This is a genomic window from Tenacibaculum skagerrakense (assembly GCF_004345825.1).
GTDB classification, from domain to species: Bacteria; Bacteroidota; Bacteroidia; order Flavobacteriales; family Flavobacteriaceae; genus Polaribacter; species Polaribacter skagerrakensis.
Genome location: NZ_SLXM01000006.1, coordinates 136024 through 152544, shown reverse-complemented (window position 1 = coordinate 152544; position 16521 = coordinate 136024). Strand labels below are relative to the sequence as shown.

At 31.4% G+C, this 16521-nt stretch carries 12 protein-coding genes; 2 read left to right on the top strand and 10 right to left on the bottom strand.

Annotation, left to right across the window (positions count from 1 at the left end):
- Positions 1 to 23 precede the first annotated feature (23 nt).
- Together EV195_RS10930 and EV195_RS10925 are read right to left on the bottom strand one after the other, a co-directional pair.
- Complete coding sequence (locus tag EV195_RS10930) at positions 24 to 1565, bottom strand: RagB/SusD family nutrient uptake outer membrane protein (RefSeq protein ID WP_132794994.1); 1542 nt, start codon at positions 1563 to 1565, stop codon at positions 24 to 26.
- Between the two features lie 22 nt (positions 1566 to 1587).
- Positions 1588 to 4620, bottom strand: a complete 3033-nt coding sequence (locus tag EV195_RS10925; RefSeq protein WP_132794993.1) for a SusC/RagA family TonB-linked outer membrane protein — start codon at positions 4618 to 4620, stop codon at positions 1588 to 1590.
- A 214-nt stretch (positions 4621 to 4834) separates the two neighbouring features.
- Here EV195_RS10925 and EV195_RS10920 point away from each other — a divergent pair, with 214 nt between their 5' ends.
- Together EV195_RS10920 and bglX are read left to right on the top strand one after the other, a co-directional pair.
- Positions 4835 to 5707, top strand: coding sequence for an AraC family transcriptional regulator (locus EV195_RS10920; protein WP_132794992.1), 873 nt, complete (start codon positions 4835 to 4837; stop codon positions 5705 to 5707).
- Between the two features lie 129 nt (positions 5708 to 5836).
- On the top strand, positions 5837 to 8137 hold the full coding sequence (bglX, locus tag EV195_RS10915; RefSeq protein WP_132794991.1) for a beta-glucosidase BglX: 2301 nt from the start codon (positions 5837 to 5839) through the stop codon (positions 8135 to 8137).
- An 876-nt stretch (positions 8138 to 9013) separates the two neighbouring features.
- Here the strand turns inward: bglX and EV195_RS10910 are convergent.
- The 8 genes from EV195_RS10910 to EV195_RS10875 all read right to left on the bottom strand — a co-directional run bounded on the left by EV195_RS10910 (position 9014) and on the right by EV195_RS10875 (position 16521).
- Positions 9014 to 9733 carry a LytR/AlgR family response regulator transcription factor gene (locus EV195_RS10910; protein ID WP_132794990.1) on the bottom strand — a complete coding sequence of 240 codons (720 nt, stop codon included), beginning with the start codon at positions 9731 to 9733 and terminating at the stop codon, positions 9014 to 9016.
- Positions 9734 to 9748: 15 nt separating this feature from the next.
- Positions 9749 to 10066, bottom strand: a complete 318-nt coding sequence (locus EV195_RS10905; RefSeq protein WP_132794989.1) for an Hpt domain-containing protein — start codon at positions 10064 to 10066, stop codon at positions 9749 to 9751.
- Positions 10067 to 10073: 7 nt separating this feature from the next.
- Positions 10074 to 12383, bottom strand: a complete 2310-nt coding sequence (locus tag EV195_RS10900) for a PAS domain-containing sensor histidine kinase (protein ID WP_132794988.1) — start codon at positions 12381 to 12383, stop codon at positions 10074 to 10076.
- A gap of 122 nt (positions 12384 to 12505) precedes the next feature.
- Positions 12506 to 12919 (bottom strand): response regulator, encoded by a 414-nt coding sequence (locus tag EV195_RS10895; RefSeq protein ID WP_132794987.1) that lies wholly within the window; start codon positions 12917 to 12919, stop codon positions 12506 to 12508.
- A 276-nt stretch (positions 12920 to 13195) separates the two neighbouring features.
- Positions 13196 to 13525 carry a YegP family protein gene (locus EV195_RS10890; protein ID WP_132794986.1) on the bottom strand — a complete coding sequence of 110 codons (330 nt, stop codon included), beginning with the start codon at positions 13523 to 13525 and terminating at the stop codon, positions 13196 to 13198.
- A gap of 133 nt (positions 13526 to 13658) precedes the next feature.
- Positions 13659 to 14093: a heavy-metal-associated domain-containing protein gene (locus EV195_RS10885; RefSeq protein WP_132794985.1), complete on the bottom strand. Its 435-nt coding sequence runs from the start codon at positions 14091 to 14093 to the stop codon at positions 13659 to 13661.
- Positions 14094 to 14103: 10 nt separating this feature from the next.
- Positions 14104 to 15807 (bottom strand): efflux RND transporter periplasmic adaptor subunit, encoded by a 1704-nt coding sequence (locus tag EV195_RS10880; protein WP_132794984.1) that lies wholly within the window; start codon positions 15805 to 15807, stop codon positions 14104 to 14106.
- Positions 15808 to 15810: 3 nt separating this feature from the next.
- The gene (locus tag EV195_RS10875) at positions 15811 to 16521 is read right to left on the bottom strand and encodes a PepSY domain-containing protein (RefSeq protein ID WP_132794983.1); all 711 of its coding nucleotides are present in this window, start codon (positions 16519 to 16521) and stop codon (positions 15811 to 15813) included.

Below are 16521 nucleotides of genomic sequence, written 5' to 3'. Positions count from 1 at the left end.
CAAATAATCTAAAGTCTACAAACTTAATATCCTGGATTCTGATCCGCAGCTGTTAACTCTGAATTTTTATCGATTTCTGTTTGAGGAATTGGATACAAATTATTCTTATTTGTATATCCTGTTCCTGCCAATTCAGTTGCTGCCCTTCCCCAACGAACTAAATCCCAAAAACGCTGACCTTCATGTGCTAACTCTAAAAACTTCTCGTTTACGATAGCATCGAATAAATCAGTACCAGAAGTTGTTGTTGGAACATCTGCTAAACCAGCTCTATTTCTTACTTTATTTAATTCTATTCTAGCCTGAGGATCGTTTCCTGACATATTATAAGCTTCAGCCGCTAATAAAAGCACCTCAGCATATCTTAACAATCTGAAATTAGTACTATAATTTAATTCTCTAACTCCATCTGAACTAGTATCTTCCGCTTTGGTAGCATATTTAATTCTTATTGAACCTTCGTAATCCCAAATAACGCCACCGGTAGCAACAGAAGCATCAACAGAACCACCAGCAGCAATTAACTCAGATTCTGTCATTAGCGTTGCACGTTTACGTTGTGTGTCACCAGCAGCATCGAAAGTATTTGCAAGCTTACTAGTAGGTAAATTAAATCCCCAACCATTTAACAATCCAACTGGATCGACACCAAAAATCCCATCACCTCTAGGTCCCATAAGTTGTATATGTAAATTACTCTCATTTCTTCCTCCCCAAGCAATATTCCCCCAATCTCTACCCGAAGTAGAAATAAATCCGATTTCTAATAACGATTCTGTTCCAAACTCGTTGTTTACAGACCAAACATCTTCTATATTAGACTCTAAATCATGCGATGGATTGTTAATAACGGATTGAAAAAATGGAATAGCCTCTGAATATTTTTCTTGAAAAACCAATACTTTTCCCATAACAGCCTGAGCAGTTCCTTTTGAAACTCTAAATGGATCAGCTATTGCCGACTTTTCTGGTAAATTTGCAATCGCTTCATTTAAATCTGCTTCAATAGCTTCATAAACTAATGCTCTAGTAGACTTTTTTAGTCCAAAATCTTGCGCTCCTTTAGGTACGGTTAAACGTAGCGGAATATCTCCAAACATGGTAGTTAATTCGAAATAACACCAAGCTCTAAAAAACTTTGCTTCCGCTATAGCTCTATCTTTATTGCTTACATTACTATCTGCTAAATTTTCAATAATTAAATTTGACATCGCAATGGTTCTGTAGAATAGATTCCAAACACTTTCTATTGAAGGGTTTGAAGTTGCAACATTTGCATAATCATCAATATCTTGTAATTGTGGTTGATCATTAGAGTTACCTCCTGCTGCGTTTGCATCATCTCCTGGTAATAGTTTCACAAAGAAAGCACTGTGCCAATCTCTACTGTAATTGTATTGCATTAAATCATAAACACCAATTACGGCTTGTTCTACATTTTCTTCTTCTAAGAAAAATGTAGTAATATCCTGAACATCTTCACGAGGATTATTGGTAAAATCTTCGCTACATGACATAGCACCTAGAAACAAAATAAATGCTATAAAATAAATTGCTCTTTTCATTTTTTGTATAAGTTTTTAGTCATTAAAAGTTAAGAGAGAATCCAAATAAAGCTCTTGCAGCTGTTGGGTAAAATCCTCTATCAACACCGATATCATTAAATCCGAAATTTCCAATCTCTGGATCAAGTCCTTTGTAATTTGTGAATGTAAAAACATCATCAAAAGACACATACATTCTCAAACTATTTACATGTAATTTATTTGTAATACTCTGTGGTAACGTGTATCCTAATTGAATTTGCTTGATTCTCATAAAAGAACCATCTTCCACAACTAAATCAGTATCATAGGCAGATGTTATATTTCCTGGAGCAGGAAAAACTGCATCTGCATCACCGGCACCAGTCCATCTTCCTTCAAAAAAGTGTAATGGTTTGTTTGTAATTGGACGAGAAGGTTGATGATATGTTGCCATAATTTCATTACCAATAGTTCCTTGCCATTGCACATTAAAATCAAAACCTTTGTACCCTAATCTAATATTACCACCGAACAATAAATCAGGATGAGGAGAACCAATCATTGTTTTATCATCATTGGTAATATTTCCATCTCCATTAGTATCCACTCTGTTAATTTCACCTGTAGCAGGATCAATTCCATCAGTTTTATAACCATAGAAATACCAAGCTGGTAATCCTTCCGTAAATCTAGTAACTCCATCAGCATTTTGTGGAGCTCCAGCTCCAACTATTGATGTTCCTTCAGGCACAAACTGAATCTCAGTTACTTCGTTATCTAAGGTAGATAAATTTGCGTTAATTTGATAGCTAAAATCTCCTGCTGTTGTATCAGAATATCCAACTTCAAATTCAAAACCTTGGTTCACTACGGTTCCTCCGTTAAAATCATTTGAAACAAAACCAGCAGAACCAGGTGTAATTAGCTCTCCTGCAACAAATGCTAAATCGTTTGTTGTTTTCTTATAATAATCGGCTGTAAAATTTAATTTACTGTTGAACGCTCGCAAATCGATACCAAAACCTAATTGTTCAGAAGTTTCCCAAACTAAATTCTCATTAGCAAAACCTGTAATTTGCGCACCAACATTTCCTAAATAGTTTAGTTCTAAACCACCAACTTGATTGGTAATTGCTATAATATCTGCATTACCTCTTAAGTTATTTTTATTACCATTTTGTCCCCAACTACCTCTTACTTTTAAATAATTAATTGACGAACTGTCTTTCCAAAAATCTTCTTTAGAAACCACCCAACCAGCAGAGAACGATGGAAATACTGCAGCTCTGTTATCAGCCGGGAATTTATCTGATTTATCTCTTCTTATAGATGCTTCAAAAAGATATTTCTCCATGAAATCATAAGATAATCTACCATACATAGAAACCAAGTTATCTCTAAAAGTTAGCTGTCTTGGTGAATTAGGGTCAAAAACAGTAGTTGGAGAATTAATATTAAATCCATTAAAATCATTTACTGCAATAGAATACGCTTCATTAGTATATGCTGGTCTTCTGCTTTGTTCAGCTGAGTAACCCGCTAGCAATTTAAAACTGTGATTATCAAAAGTCTTTTCATATGTAGCAAAATTTTCCCATAACCATCTTCTAAAACGTTGCTTAGACCTATTAATGTTATACTGAGTGTTTGCCGCTTCAGAAGCTACATAATACGCATTTGTGTTTTTTTGATTTAAAAACTGATTTTGCTCATAACCATATCTAGAGGTAAAACTCAATCCTTCAAGGATATTAAACTTACCATACACAGTAGTTAAGAACTGATCATTCTCATTTAGATTTTCTTGAATAGCATTTGCATAAGCAACAGGGTTTATAACCTCTCCTGTAGAATAGGCCGGATACCCATAAACATTACCATCTTTATCTCTCAATACAGGAACACCATTTGCCGCAGAACGATCAAAAACATCTGCAGGAACACCATTTGTATAAATTACTGGTGTTAAAGGATCAATGATTAACATGTTTTGAATTACACCTCTGGTATCACTATTTTCAACAATCCCTTTTCTATCAATAAAAGAGGTATTAGAATTTACACCTATTTCTAACCAATCAGTAACTTGGCTTTGAATATTTAATCGGAAAGTATTTCTTTTAAATGTAGAATTGTCTCCAACTACCACTCCTGCTTGATTGGTATGAGAACCCGAAAAATAATATGATGTATTTTTCATAGAACCCGATAAACTTACATCATAACGTTGCATAAAAGCCGTATCAAAAGTTTCATCAATCCAGTTTGTATCAACTCCATTAGCAACTACAGAAGCATTTCCCGCTTCATTTAAATATGTTACAAATTGAGAAGCGTTCATCAATTCCATGTCAGTATTTACAAATTGAAAACCAATCTGTGTATTGAAATTAACTTGCAAACCTCCTCGGGTTCCTTTTTTTGTAGTAACAATAATTACCCCATTAGCACCTTCAGTACCATAAATTGCAGCAGAAGCAGCATCTTTTAATACTTCTATATTTGCAATATCAGATGGAGCTATATTATCAATGGTAGAAACTTTCATTCCATCAACTATAAATAAAGGATCAGCATTTCCACTCGAACCTGTTCCTCTAATTCTAATTTTTGTACCAGACCCTGGTGAACCAGATGAAGAAGAAACAGTAACACCCGATGCTCTACCTTGTAGCACCTGATCTACTCTTTGATTGGATATACTTTTAATTTCTTTACTATCTATACTAGAAATAGCACCCGTTACTAAACTTTTCTTTTTGGTACCATAACCTACTACAACAACTTCTTCTAAAGTATCTGAATCTTCTTCTAATGTTACATTTACTGTTGTTCTACCATTAACAGGGACTTCTATGGTTTTATAGCCAATAAAACTAAAAACTAACACATCATTAGATTTCACGTTCTTTATTGAATACGATCCATCTAAACCCGTCTCGGTACCACGAGAAGTTCCTTTAACTAATACACTTACACCAGGCAATTCTCCTGAAGCATCTGAGACTACACCTTTTACATCTTGTGCACTCACTGTAAAAGAGAAAGAGAGCGCTAACATTAGTAAAAAATACTTAAAGATATTTTTTTTCATATTGATAATTAATTTGGCGTTTTGTTGACTAAAAAGTAATTTATCTGTATCTAATTTATCATTAAAACAAACCTAGATAAACAATTCAAATCCACTTTTATCATAAAACTGATTTGTTTTACACAAATGTATATCCAATATTAACAATTCATTAATATAATTTTATCAATCATTAATAATTTTTTAATATTGTTAAACACAAAACAAACAAATCATGAATAAAAACATCCATAGAGAGATAACACAACTATCTCCTTCAGATAGCTTTTTAGTCTACTACAGAGTAAAAGACGAGTTTGATTTTCCTTTGCATTTTCATCCTGAATACGAATTAAACTTTATCCATAAAGGAAAAGGAGTAAGAAGAGTTATTGGTGACCACATGGGAGAGATAGGCGATTATGAACTTGTGCTAGTAGGACCTAACTTACCTCATTGCTGGGAACTACATAATTGCAAAAACAAAGAGATCCATGAAATTACCATTCATATACACAACGACTTGCTTGACGAGAAACTTCTATCTCGTAGAGTTTTCAAGTCAATTAGAGATATGTTAAACAGATCTATACACGGTATTTCCTTCTCCGAAAAAACAATTAAAGAACTCATGCCCAGACTAATGGAACTTCCGAAAATATCGGGAATTGATTATTTTTTAGAATTCATATCTATATTACACGACTTATCAAATTCTAGAAACCAAAAACTATTATCAACTTCATTTTCAAACTTTAACGACTTTGAAAACAGTGATAAAATAAAAAAGGTTTATGAGTATGTTCAAAAAAACTTTCAAAGAAAAATTACACTAGATGAAATATCTGAACTTATAAATATGACTCCTGTATCTTTTAATAGATTCATTAAAAAAAGAACAGGAAAGACATTTATATCTTATATAAATAGTACTAGAGTCAGTTATGCAAGTAGGTTACTTCTTGAAACCGATTTAAGTGTTGGTGAGATTGCTTACAAGTGCGGATTCAACAACTTAGCAAACTTCAATAGAATGTTTAAAAAGATCAAAAACAATACCCCAAGTGAGTTTCGATCAGAGTTTAACGGAATACAAAAAGCTTTTTAATACTATTTAATCATATTAGACACTAAAATACACTTTAAAAACAAAAAAGTACCATATTTTGATTAATTGAGCACATTTATTTACATCTATCTATCCTAAATTTACATCACTTTTCTAAAACAAAAATTCATGAACCGTCATTTAGGAAAAACGATACTAACTTATGCTACTGCGCTATTTATTTCTGGATGCTCAGGTGATAAAAAAGATAATTCGATGATAGATACAAAAAATGAAACTATAAATGAAAAAGTTAATCAACTACTCTCTAAAATGACCATTGAAGAGAAAGTTGGTCAAATGAATCAATATAATGGATTTTGGGATGTAACGGGACCTGTCCCAGAGAATGGTAACGCAAAAAAGAAATATGATCATTTACGTAAAGGCTGGGTTGGCTCAATGCTTAATGTTAGAGGTACTGAAAACGTAAGAGAAGTGCAACGCATTGCTGTTGAAGAAACACGATTAGGCATACCTTTAATTATTGGCTTTGATGTTATTCATGGTTATAAAACTTTAAGCCCTATTCCTATTGCTGAAGCAGCAAGTTGGGATTTAGAAGCGATTGAAAAATCTGCTAGAACCGCTGCAATTGAAGCATCTGCCGCTGGAATAAACTGGACTTTTGCTCCTATGGTAGATATCTCTAGAGATGCTAGATGGGGAAGAGTTATGGAAGGTGGCGGTGAAGATCCTTATCTTGGAGCTAAAATTGCTAAAGCTCGTGTAAATGGATTTCAAGGTGACGATTTATCCAAACCTAATACAATAGCCGCTTGTGCAAAGCATTTTGCTGCTTATGGATTTTCCGAGTCGGGTAAAGAATATAATACTGTTGATATTGGAACAGCGACTTTATATAATATTGTACTTCCTCCTTTCAAAGCAGCGGTAGACAGTAATGTTAAAACATTAATGAACTCTTTTAATGAATTGAATGGAGTTCCTGTTACTGGCAGTAGTTTTCTTCAACGAGAAATTTTAAAAGGTAAATGGAATTTTAACGGTTTTGTTGTTTCTGATTGGGCTTCAATGAATGAATTGATAGCATGGGGACACGCGAAAGATAAAAAAGAAGCTGCTAAAATTGCTGCTACTGCAGGTTCTGATATGGATATGGAAGGAAATGTTTATATCGAAGAACTTACCAAGTTAGTAAAAAGCGGAATTGTAGAAGAGCGTATTTTAGATGATGCCGTTAGACGTATTTTAACAGTAAAATACGAATTAGGTCTATTTGATAATCCTTTTAAATATTGTGACCCTACTAATGAAAAAGAGAACATTGGAAATGCTAAACACCATGAAGCCGTTTTAGATGTTGCAAAAAAATCTATTGTTCTTTTAAAAAACGAAAATAACTTACTTCCACTTAAGAAAAACGGACAGAAAATAGCGCTTATTGGACCTTTAGCAAATGATAAAAATAGTCCATTAGGTAGTTGGAGATTAGCATCTGATGACAACACTGCTGTTTCTGTTTTAGAAGGAATGGCTACATACAAAGAAAACACCCTTTATTTTGAAAAAGGTATAGATTTGATATCAGGAAGAGAAGCTTTTACTCAACCATTAACTATAAATCAGACCTTAAACAAAACAGACATAGATAAAGCAATTACAATTGCAAAACAATCAGATGTTGTGGTTATGGTATTAGGAGAGCATGGATTTCAAAGTGGTGAAGGTAGAAGTAGAACTGAATTAGATTTACCTGGTCTTCAACAAGAATTACTAGAAAAGGTATATGCTGTTAACCAAAATATTGTTTTAGTATTAAATAATGGAAGACCGTTAGCAATTGAATGGGCAGACAAAAACATTCCTGCTATTGTTGAAGCTTGGCAATTAGGAACTCAATCTGGTAATGCTATTGCTCAAGTGTTGTATGGTGATTATAATCCTAGCGGAAAACTACCTATGACATTTCCAAGAAACGTAGGACAAGTACCGATTTACTATAACTATAAAAGTACTGGAAGACCAAATCCAGAATCTCATGTATTTTGGTCGCACTATACAGACTCTGAAAACACACCTCTTTATCCGTTTGGTTATGGTTTAAGCTATACGAATTTTGAATATTCAGACTTAAAAATCAGCAATAAAAAACCATTAATAAATGAAACTATCAATGTATCAGTAAAAGTTTCTAATACTGGTAATTATGATGGTAAAGAAGTAGTTCAATTATATATCAGAGATCTTTTTGGTAGCTTAACACGTCCTGTAAGAGAACTAAAAGGTTTTGAGTTAATTGAGCTTAAAAAAGGTGAATCTAAAACAATAGAATTCAATTTAACTAAAGATGAACTTGGTTTCTTTAATGCTACTGGAGATTTTATTGTTGAATCTGGTGATTTTGAGGTTTATGTAGGAGGTAATTCTATCACAACTTTAAAAGAAGAGTTCTATCTCATCGATTAAAAACCAATAATTACTTTATTTTTTTACTTGAAACAAAAAAGAAAATCCTTTTACACATTGGGGGTGTAAAAGGATTTTTAATCAACCAAATAAATCTAAAAACCTTCAATTTTTATGAAGTGATTTTTCAAAAATGAAAAAACAAAACTTTGTACTTAAATGTATTTACTTATTTAAATACACTTCAAATATAGTATCTTACTAACAATCAATACCATATATTTCGTTAACTTCTCTTGTAACTGTAGATTATCGGTTTTAATTCTTCGATAAATAGAATATCCGTTCTAAAATAGTGCTCTATAAAAAACATTATAATTTAGTATAAAAATGAAAAAACCCAATTGCACAAAGAAGAGCGGCAAAAGGGTTCTTAATCAACCAAATAAATCTAAAAACCTTTAATTATTTTTTCTTTTAATATGGTTAAAATGAAAAAAAACTAAAACTTAACTACACCTCAAAGATAAGCTAGATTAAAGCCTAAAATTTTCATTATTCGTTATATTCAAACACAATAATAGACCAATAGTTAGGTTGTAACGACAAACTGTAAATCAGAAAAAAAATCGAGGAAAATAAAGGGCAAAATAAAACCCTTTCATTGTTGTAGAAGTGTATGAAAGGGTTTATATTAATCAACCAAATAAATCTAAAAACCTTCAATTTTACGAGTTGGGAAACTCAAAAAATGAAAAAAACTTTTTTTCAAAAGTGTACTTTATGTATTTAATGTCTCAATCTTAAATACACTTCAAATATAGGTGTAAATCGAAAGTAATTAGGAAACCAATCGATATAGTCCCCTTAACTGTAGATTAAATGGATGTAATTGTCGATAAACGGAAAAAAGGAATCTATTGAAACTTTAAAAAATTACAATAAGTTGAGTCGTTTCATAAGTTCAGATCGATTAGATCTACTCACAGGTACAACATCCTTAGCTATTAACACACTGTTATCCTCAATATCTATAATCCTTTTAAGGTTAATAATGTAAGATCTATGAACTTTTAAGAATAATTCTTTAGGTAATTTCTCTTCAATCTTTTTAAGCGTAGAATGAACAGTGTAATTTTTTGAATCTGTTTTAATTAAAATATAATCTCCTTTAGCCTCAACTAAATAAATACTAGGAATTTCAATTTTAATAAGCCTACGATCAATATTAATATACAATTGAGACTCTTCATCTTTAGCATCGCCTTTAGAAGTAACTGCCTTTTCTTGACCAGTATTTTTTATGGTAAAATTCTTAGCCTTTTCAATTGCTTTTTGAAATCTTGGTAACGTAATTGGTTTTACTAAATAATCTACGATACATTCGTATTCGAAGGCATCTATAGCAAACTGAGCATCTGAAGTTGTTAATATAACTTTTGGTGGATTTTTTAATGTTTGAATTAGATCAAAACCAGTAAAATCAGGCATGTGAATATCTAAGAAAATCAAATCGACATCATTTTGATTTAAATATTTAATTGCCTGTATTGCATTTGAAAATTGATCAATAACAGTTAAAGTTCCCTCATTTTTACACAACTGCTCCACTATAGCTCTAGCAGCAGATTCATCATCAATAATTAAACAATTCATTTAAGATGTTTTTATTTATTTGGTCAAAAAATCAGACATTGTGTTCAATATCTTTAAAAAATCTTCATGTTTACTTTTATTACCCTCAAGTAGTTCCTTTTCGTATTGAACTGTAAACTGATATGATTTCTCCAAGCCTAAAATACTAATTTTATGTTTAATTTTATGAACGATTTCAGCAGTTTGTTGTAAGTTATTGATTTTTAAGGTATTTAAATACGTTTCTACCTCAACTGGGAGCTCTTTCTGTAAAATTGACAGCATTTTTTCTTCAAATTCAACATCACCTCCAGATAATTGCTTTATGTAGTTAATATTTGGCTGCTCTTTCATTTTGGTATTATTTTTTAAATTCGATAAAGAAATTTGTTCCTTTTCCTTCTTCACTTTCTAACCATATTTTGCCTTCATACACATCCACAATTTTTTTAACTATAGATAAACCTATTCCTGTAGAGTCTTTATGATCTCCAAGTGATTCAAAAACTTTAAAAATTTTATCGTGATATTCTTTAGCAATACCTACTCCATTATCTTCTACTGTAAATAAATGATGCTTCTTTTTTTCTTGGTAGCCTACATTAACATAGCCTTTTTCTTTGTCTGTATAATTTACAGCATTACTTATCAAATTTTGAAACAACTGCTGAATACGAACTTTATCTGCTTTAATTACCGGTAAATTCTCATCAATATTAATTGTAATATGCTTAGGTACAAAGATTAACTTTTTAATATCACTAATTAGCTCATAAATATCTACGTTTTCTAAATCATTCGATTTCTCTTTAATACTAGAGTAATTTAGAATATCATTAATTAAGGTTTCCATTTTTTGTACTACCTCTTGAATCAGATCAATATTCTTTTTACCATCTTCCCCAATATTATCACCATAATCTTCTTTTAACCAACTAGTTAAAGCAGATATACTTCGTAAAGGAGATTTTAAGTCATGAGAAACAATATGTGCGTATTCTTCCAGCTCAACATTTCTCATTTCTAATGTTTTAAGAAGTTCCTCCTTCTGCGATTCTAATTTTTTAATATGAGTAATATCTAAAATAATACCTATAGAACCAATCATTTCTCCTTTAATACTATAACTTGGAGCAGCACTTACCAGAAGTATTTTCTCTTCATTAGAATTGTTGATGAATTTAAACTCATAAGAACCTGTTTTTCCTTCTCGCTTATTTTTATTCCTTTGCTGAATTAAGTCTTTTATTCTTTCTTTCTTGAATAGCCCTCTTAAGCTCTTTCCTAATATTTCCTCTTCTTCAAATCCAGTCATTTTAACAAAACTCTTGTTTGCTGAAAGGATTTTGCCTTCACCACTCAATTCTACAAGACCTAATTTTAAATTAGCGATAATATTACTGTATCTCTTTTTCTGAGTCTCAAGATTTTTTCTGTAATTTCTAGATAGTGTAACATCTCTATAGGTCCATAAGTGACCTTTGTACTCGCTATCCTGAGATATTGGAATATAATCTCTTTCTAAAATTCTACCATCTATTAAACGGAGTTCATCTCCTAAGATGACTTTTTTATCTTTGATTAACTTGTTAATCCTACTTTCAATCCTTTCAGGTTCTTCAAAAAAACCTATTGACTCTCTAAGCAGTTTAGCACAATCTTGACCTACTAGTTCTTCTGGAGACATTGGCATTGAAAAAATATCACAGAACTTTTTGTTAACAATAGCAATTTCTCTTTGTTCATTTTCCAATAATACTGCACTGTCTAAATTTGATATGAGTGACGAAAGTCTATTTTCAGATTCTATAAGCTTTTCTTTTGCCAACTTATTCTCTGTAATATCTTCAACAATGGCAACTTGAAATTTCACCTTTCCAGTGCTATCTTTTACAGAATTCACAACAGTTTTAGCCCAAACTACTTCTCCACTTTTTTTAATGTATCTTTTCTCAATATTGTAATTATCAATCTTTCCAGTAGATAGTCGTTCTCTAAATCTTAGTGATATTTTTCGATCATCAGGATGCGTAAACTGATTGACAGTTACCTCTTTCATTTCTTCCATAGTATACCCCAACATATCACCTATGGCTTTATTAATCAATAGAAAATCATCGTCCTTTTCTTTAGATAAAACAATTCCAACTGGGGAATTATCAAAGATAATATCCATCTGCTTTTTTTGCTGTTCTAAAAGCTCTTGAACTTCTATCTCTTGAGTAACATCTCTTGCAATACCTAGTGCTCCTGTTATTTGACCATCTTTATCGAATACCAAACTACAATTTACCTCTAGTGTTTTTACAGTTTCGTCTGGTGCTATAATTCTTGATCTATATTTGGAATAGCGTCCAGTTTTAAGAAGTTTTTTAAATGCATCTAAAGTGTATTTATAATCCTTCGGATGTACTTTTTCCATTAAGTTTAAAGGCTTACCATTATTTTGGTACCCAAACATTTGTTCGGCTATTTTGTTCATTTTTAAAACATAGCCGTTCAAGTCAATCAATACAAATGCATCGTTGACATTCTCATATATACCTTTAAATTCAGACTCTTTTTGAAGTAAACTTTCCTCTAGTTTAGCGTGTTTTTGTTCAGCTAATTTTCTTGCGACACGTTCTTCTTCTAAAGCCTTTTTTAAACTCAGAATTTCATTCTCGTTCATAAACTTTAGTTTTAGAATTTAATTAAATTCTACTCTACAAACACTTATGTTTTTGAAATGAAGAAATTAACAAGCTTAAATACTGACTATTAGCCACAAAAAGTTTGGTAGCGACCTATGGTTTAAACTGTAATCAATTCATTAACGCTCCAGTAAGATAATAATTTTATTAGTTTATTTTTATAATCTTCGTATTTTAATGGTTTAACTAAATAACCTGCTATACCTATTTTATAGCATTCGAAGATATCTTTATAGTTATTTGATGTTGTTAAAACAATTGTAGGTATGTATTTTAACACATCGTCATTCTTTAAAATCTTTAAAAATTCAATACCGTTTACTTTCGGCATATTAAGATCTAGAAGAATAATACTTGGTAGATTTTCTTTTTTTAATAAGTAATTTAAAGCCTCTTCCCCATTATTAGCCTCAATTACGTTATGATTCATATCCATCTTGGATAAAATCCGATTGAATTTCATTACTTCAATCTGATCATCTTCAATTAACATTATTGTTAATATGTTCTGCATTCCTAAATTTATTTAATCCCTAAACGCCAATTTAATGCTTATTATTTGAATCTTCAAATACTTTAGTTTAACCTATGTTATTAAACGATAAAAGGTTTAAAAGTATAGACGAACAGATTTACCTAACAGACGAAAAGTTAAAAAAGTTAAAATAAGCAGTGTATCAATAATTATTTATGACTTTAAATTAATTTTCAACAACAAAAACAATGGGTTGCATAAAAAAACTACAATGCCAATTAACACTGTAGTTTTATATATAAATTACTATCGTTTCTAACTTAAATCTTCAACAGAAGCTGCAGGAGCATTCTTCTTAACTGATTCAATTCCGTTTTCCATTGCACTAGTAGATGAATACTTTTCACTCGTTCCAATTACTTGGCCATTAGAAGCTTTTAAATTAAAATATGGCGAACCGTCTTTTGATTCTAATCTTTCAAAGTTTGAATCTTTAGCTGAATTCTTTTTTACAGATTCAATTCCATTAGTACAAGAAGCTTTAGAAGCATATCCTTCACTAGCTAAAATTGATTGTCCATTTCCTGCTTTTAATCTAAATCTGAACTCCTGTGCTTTGTCTTTATAAATTTCAAATTTTCCCATTCTTAAAATGATTTATATATTCTTCATAAATATATATTTTAATTATAAAAAAACAAAAACCTTACTAAAACTAGTAAGGTCTGTTATTAAATAGAATAATTAAATCTTTTTATTTATAAGAAAACAAAAATGATTAATGCATATCTTCAGTTTCTTTAACCTCACCTTTTATGCTCATTTCCATTTCATGATCGTACTTGCAACAACCTGGTAAATTTTCATAGGCAGATTCATCTCCCATTACTTTATCCGTATCGTACCCAGAAGCTGCAATTGCCTTATGAATAGCATCGATATCTGTTTTTGATGCGTCGTATGCAACTTTAATTTTTTTTCTCAATTTATCCCATTCAGCTTGGCTTACACCATCTACACCATTCGCAGCAGTTTCAATAGTGTTTTTACACATTCCACAGTTTCCTCTAACGCCAAATGTTCCTTCCATTACTGCAACTTCCTGTTTAGTTGTTTCTTCGGTTTGAGTTGTAGTTTCTTTTTTTGGCTCGCTTTTACAACTTGCCATACCTATAATCGCTAGTAAAGCGACACTTAAAATTACTTTTTTCATGATTATATATTTATTTATTATTAATTGTTTCTTTTATTTCTCCACATTTTAACATCATATCACCAAAGTATGGATTCAACACTTTAGCTTCTTTACTTAACCAAAAACCACCTTTATCACTATCTGCCATTGGACAATACAATTTGTAGGTAGTTTCTGTAATTCCGAAAGATTCTACAGCAGCTATTAAATGATTTGATAGGGGTTTGAATTCTCTTCTCTGTTCTTTGATGTCAGATGTTTTTGCTATCAAAGTACTCTTAGACTTCAAAGTTTTGTATAAAATCATCCATTTTTCATGAGCTTTAGCATCCGTTAATAATTTCATATCAATATCTTCAAGGCTCTTTTTTAGTTTCTCAGCATCTAATTTTGCAGTTGCGCTATTGGAAGTAATCAGGTTATCTTTTAGAACGATATAATTATTATACACTTTCTGTAATTGGTCTTTAAACATACTAGACACCTCAAACACATCAGCGGTAGATTTGCTATGATTCATCATGGATTTTTTTCCTGCTAATTGCGCAGAAGCATCAATAGTAAAAGTTCCATTTGTAACCACTTCCTCTCCAGAATTAATACCGCTTACTATTATATAATTATCTCCTACTCTATTGCCTAGAACAACTTCCCTCATTTCAAAAACAGGTGCATCAGATTTCACTTTCACATAAACTATTGATCTTTTACCTGTCCATAATACAGCAGAAGCTGGAATGCTTAGCTCTTTATCATTATCCGTTTTATGTACGTCTGCTTTCCCTATCACAAACATTCCTGGTTTGAACTTACTATCTTTATTACTTAGTTCAACCCTTACACTTGTTGTTCTTGTTGATGGATTCATTACTGGATCAATAAAAGCTATTTTAGATTTGAAAACTTCATTTGGAAATGCATTCGTTGACACCATGATTTCTTGTCCTTTTTTGAGACTCCCTATTTGATTTTCATAAATATCAAAATTTGCCCATACTGTAGAAAGATTAGAAACTTTTAGCAATGGTTCTCCTTGTTTTACATAGTCTCCTTGGGCTACTATCTTTTGAATAACCACACCTGAAACCGTTGCATAAATTGGAAAATTCTCTTTTATTTTTTTTGAACTCTCTATTTGTTTTATTTGAGCATCAGACAACTTCCATAGTTTAAGCTTTTTTCGAACCGCTTCATACAATGCTGGTTGACTTTCTTTTAAACTAGATGCTGTTAACAATTCTTGTTGCGCTTTTATTAATTCTGGAGCATAAATAGTTGCTAATAATTGTCCATTCGTAATTTTCTCTCCTGTAGAGTTAATATACAATCGCTCTATCCTTCCTTGAAAGTAACTCGCTTGCACCAAGTTTGTTTCTTCGTTTTCAACAATTTTACCTGACAATGTAATCGTATTTCCTTCTTCTAAAGAATCACCAATAACCGTTGTTTGAACATTAGCCAATGCCATGGCATTTTCTGTCAATTTAAACTGATCAGCTGCTAATCCTTCAGATCCAGATGCTGCTGGAATTAAATCCATCCCGCAAATTGGACAATCACCTGCTTCTGGTTGCATAATTTGAGGATGCATAGAACAGGTCCACATCTGTTTTACATCACTCTTTTCTGAATGTTCATGCGCTACTTCTTTATCAGATGAATTTCCAAAAAGTAACCAACCTAAAAATAAACCCACCAATAGAATTACTATATAAACTATATATTTCTTCATCTTTTATTTATTTTTTCTACTAAATATTTTTCTTAGTGTAGGCGAAGATGTATACCACAGTAAGAAACCACTTAAAACTGTTATTAATCCTAGTAAAGAAAATGCTCTTAATACAATGGTATTAAAATCATCTCTCCCTTCATAATCCATAGTGTGTGTCATCCATAAAAAATCAAACCATCTCCAACTTTGGTGTCTTACAGTTTGAAATTTTCCATCTTTAACAGAAACATAGGCTTTAACCGATTCATCAGTTTTATACGACACCACATAAGCTGGTAATAATTTTTCTCGATACTCGTGATGCTTACCTACTTCTGTTATTAGTTCGATTGACGTTACTTCTAAATTGGATTTCATATAATTACTAGCGATATATAAAGCTTCCTCTTGAGTAATTTCTTCCTTTTTACTACCATTAAAAGCATTATACAAATGGTTTTTGTTAATCCAGTAATACGGAGTGTTATTTACATCTCTTAATTCGATTGTTCTAATTCCGCCTGAAATTCCAAGCTTTGTAGGACTAATTAAACTATCAAAGGCTTTAGGTTGATTCGTTAAATTTTTAAAATGATCTCCATGAATTTCATCAATATCTGTCCAGCTAAAATACAAGCCACTTATAGTCCATAATAAAAACTGAATTCCTAAAAACAATCCTAAGTAACGATGTGCTTTTCTAATCTTAATTGCTGTCTGTCGTTTTACCAT

Excerpts from the sequence above, each read along its gene's own strand:
- EV195_RS10930 (WP_132794994.1), bottom strand. The coding sequence starts at position 1,565 with ATGAAAAGAGCAATTTATTTTATAGCATTTATTTTGTTTCTAGGTGCT.
- EV195_RS10925 (WP_132794993.1), bottom strand. The coding sequence starts at position 4,620 with ATGAAAAAAAATATCTTTAAGTATTTTTTACTAATGTTAGCGCTCTCT.
- EV195_RS10920 (WP_132794992.1), top strand. The coding sequence starts at position 4,835 with ATGAATAAAAACATCCATAGAGAGATAACACAACTATCTCCTTCAGAT.
- bglX (WP_132794991.1), top strand. The coding sequence starts at position 5,837 with ATGAACCGTCATTTAGGAAAAACGATACTAACTTATGCTACTGCGCTA.
- EV195_RS10910 (WP_132794990.1), bottom strand. The coding sequence starts at position 9,733 with ATGAATTGTTTAATTATTGATGATGAATCTGCTGCTAGAGCTATAGTG.
- EV195_RS10905 (WP_132794989.1), bottom strand. The coding sequence starts at position 10,066 with ATGAAAGAGCAGCCAAATATTAACTACATAAAGCAATTATCTGGAGGT.
- EV195_RS10900 (WP_132794988.1), bottom strand. The coding sequence starts at position 12,383 with ATGAACGAGAATGAAATTCTGAGTTTAAAAAAGGCTTTAGAAGAAGAA.
- EV195_RS10895 (WP_132794987.1), bottom strand. The coding sequence starts at position 12,919 with ATGCAGAACATATTAACAATAATGTTAATTGAAGATGATCAGATTGAA.
- EV195_RS10890 (WP_132794986.1), bottom strand. The coding sequence starts at position 13,525 with ATGGGAAAATTTGAAATTTATAAAGACAAAGCACAGGAGTTCAGATTT.
- EV195_RS10885 (WP_132794985.1), bottom strand. The coding sequence starts at position 14,093 with ATGAAAAAAGTAATTTTAAGTGTCGCTTTACTAGCGATTATAGGTATG.
- EV195_RS10880 (WP_132794984.1), bottom strand. The coding sequence starts at position 15,807 with ATGAAGAAATATATAGTTTATATAGTAATTCTATTGGTGGGTTTATTT.
- EV195_RS10875 (WP_132794983.1), bottom strand. The coding sequence starts at position 16,521 with ATGGTAAAACGACAGACAGCAATTAAGATTAGAAAAGCACATCGTTAC.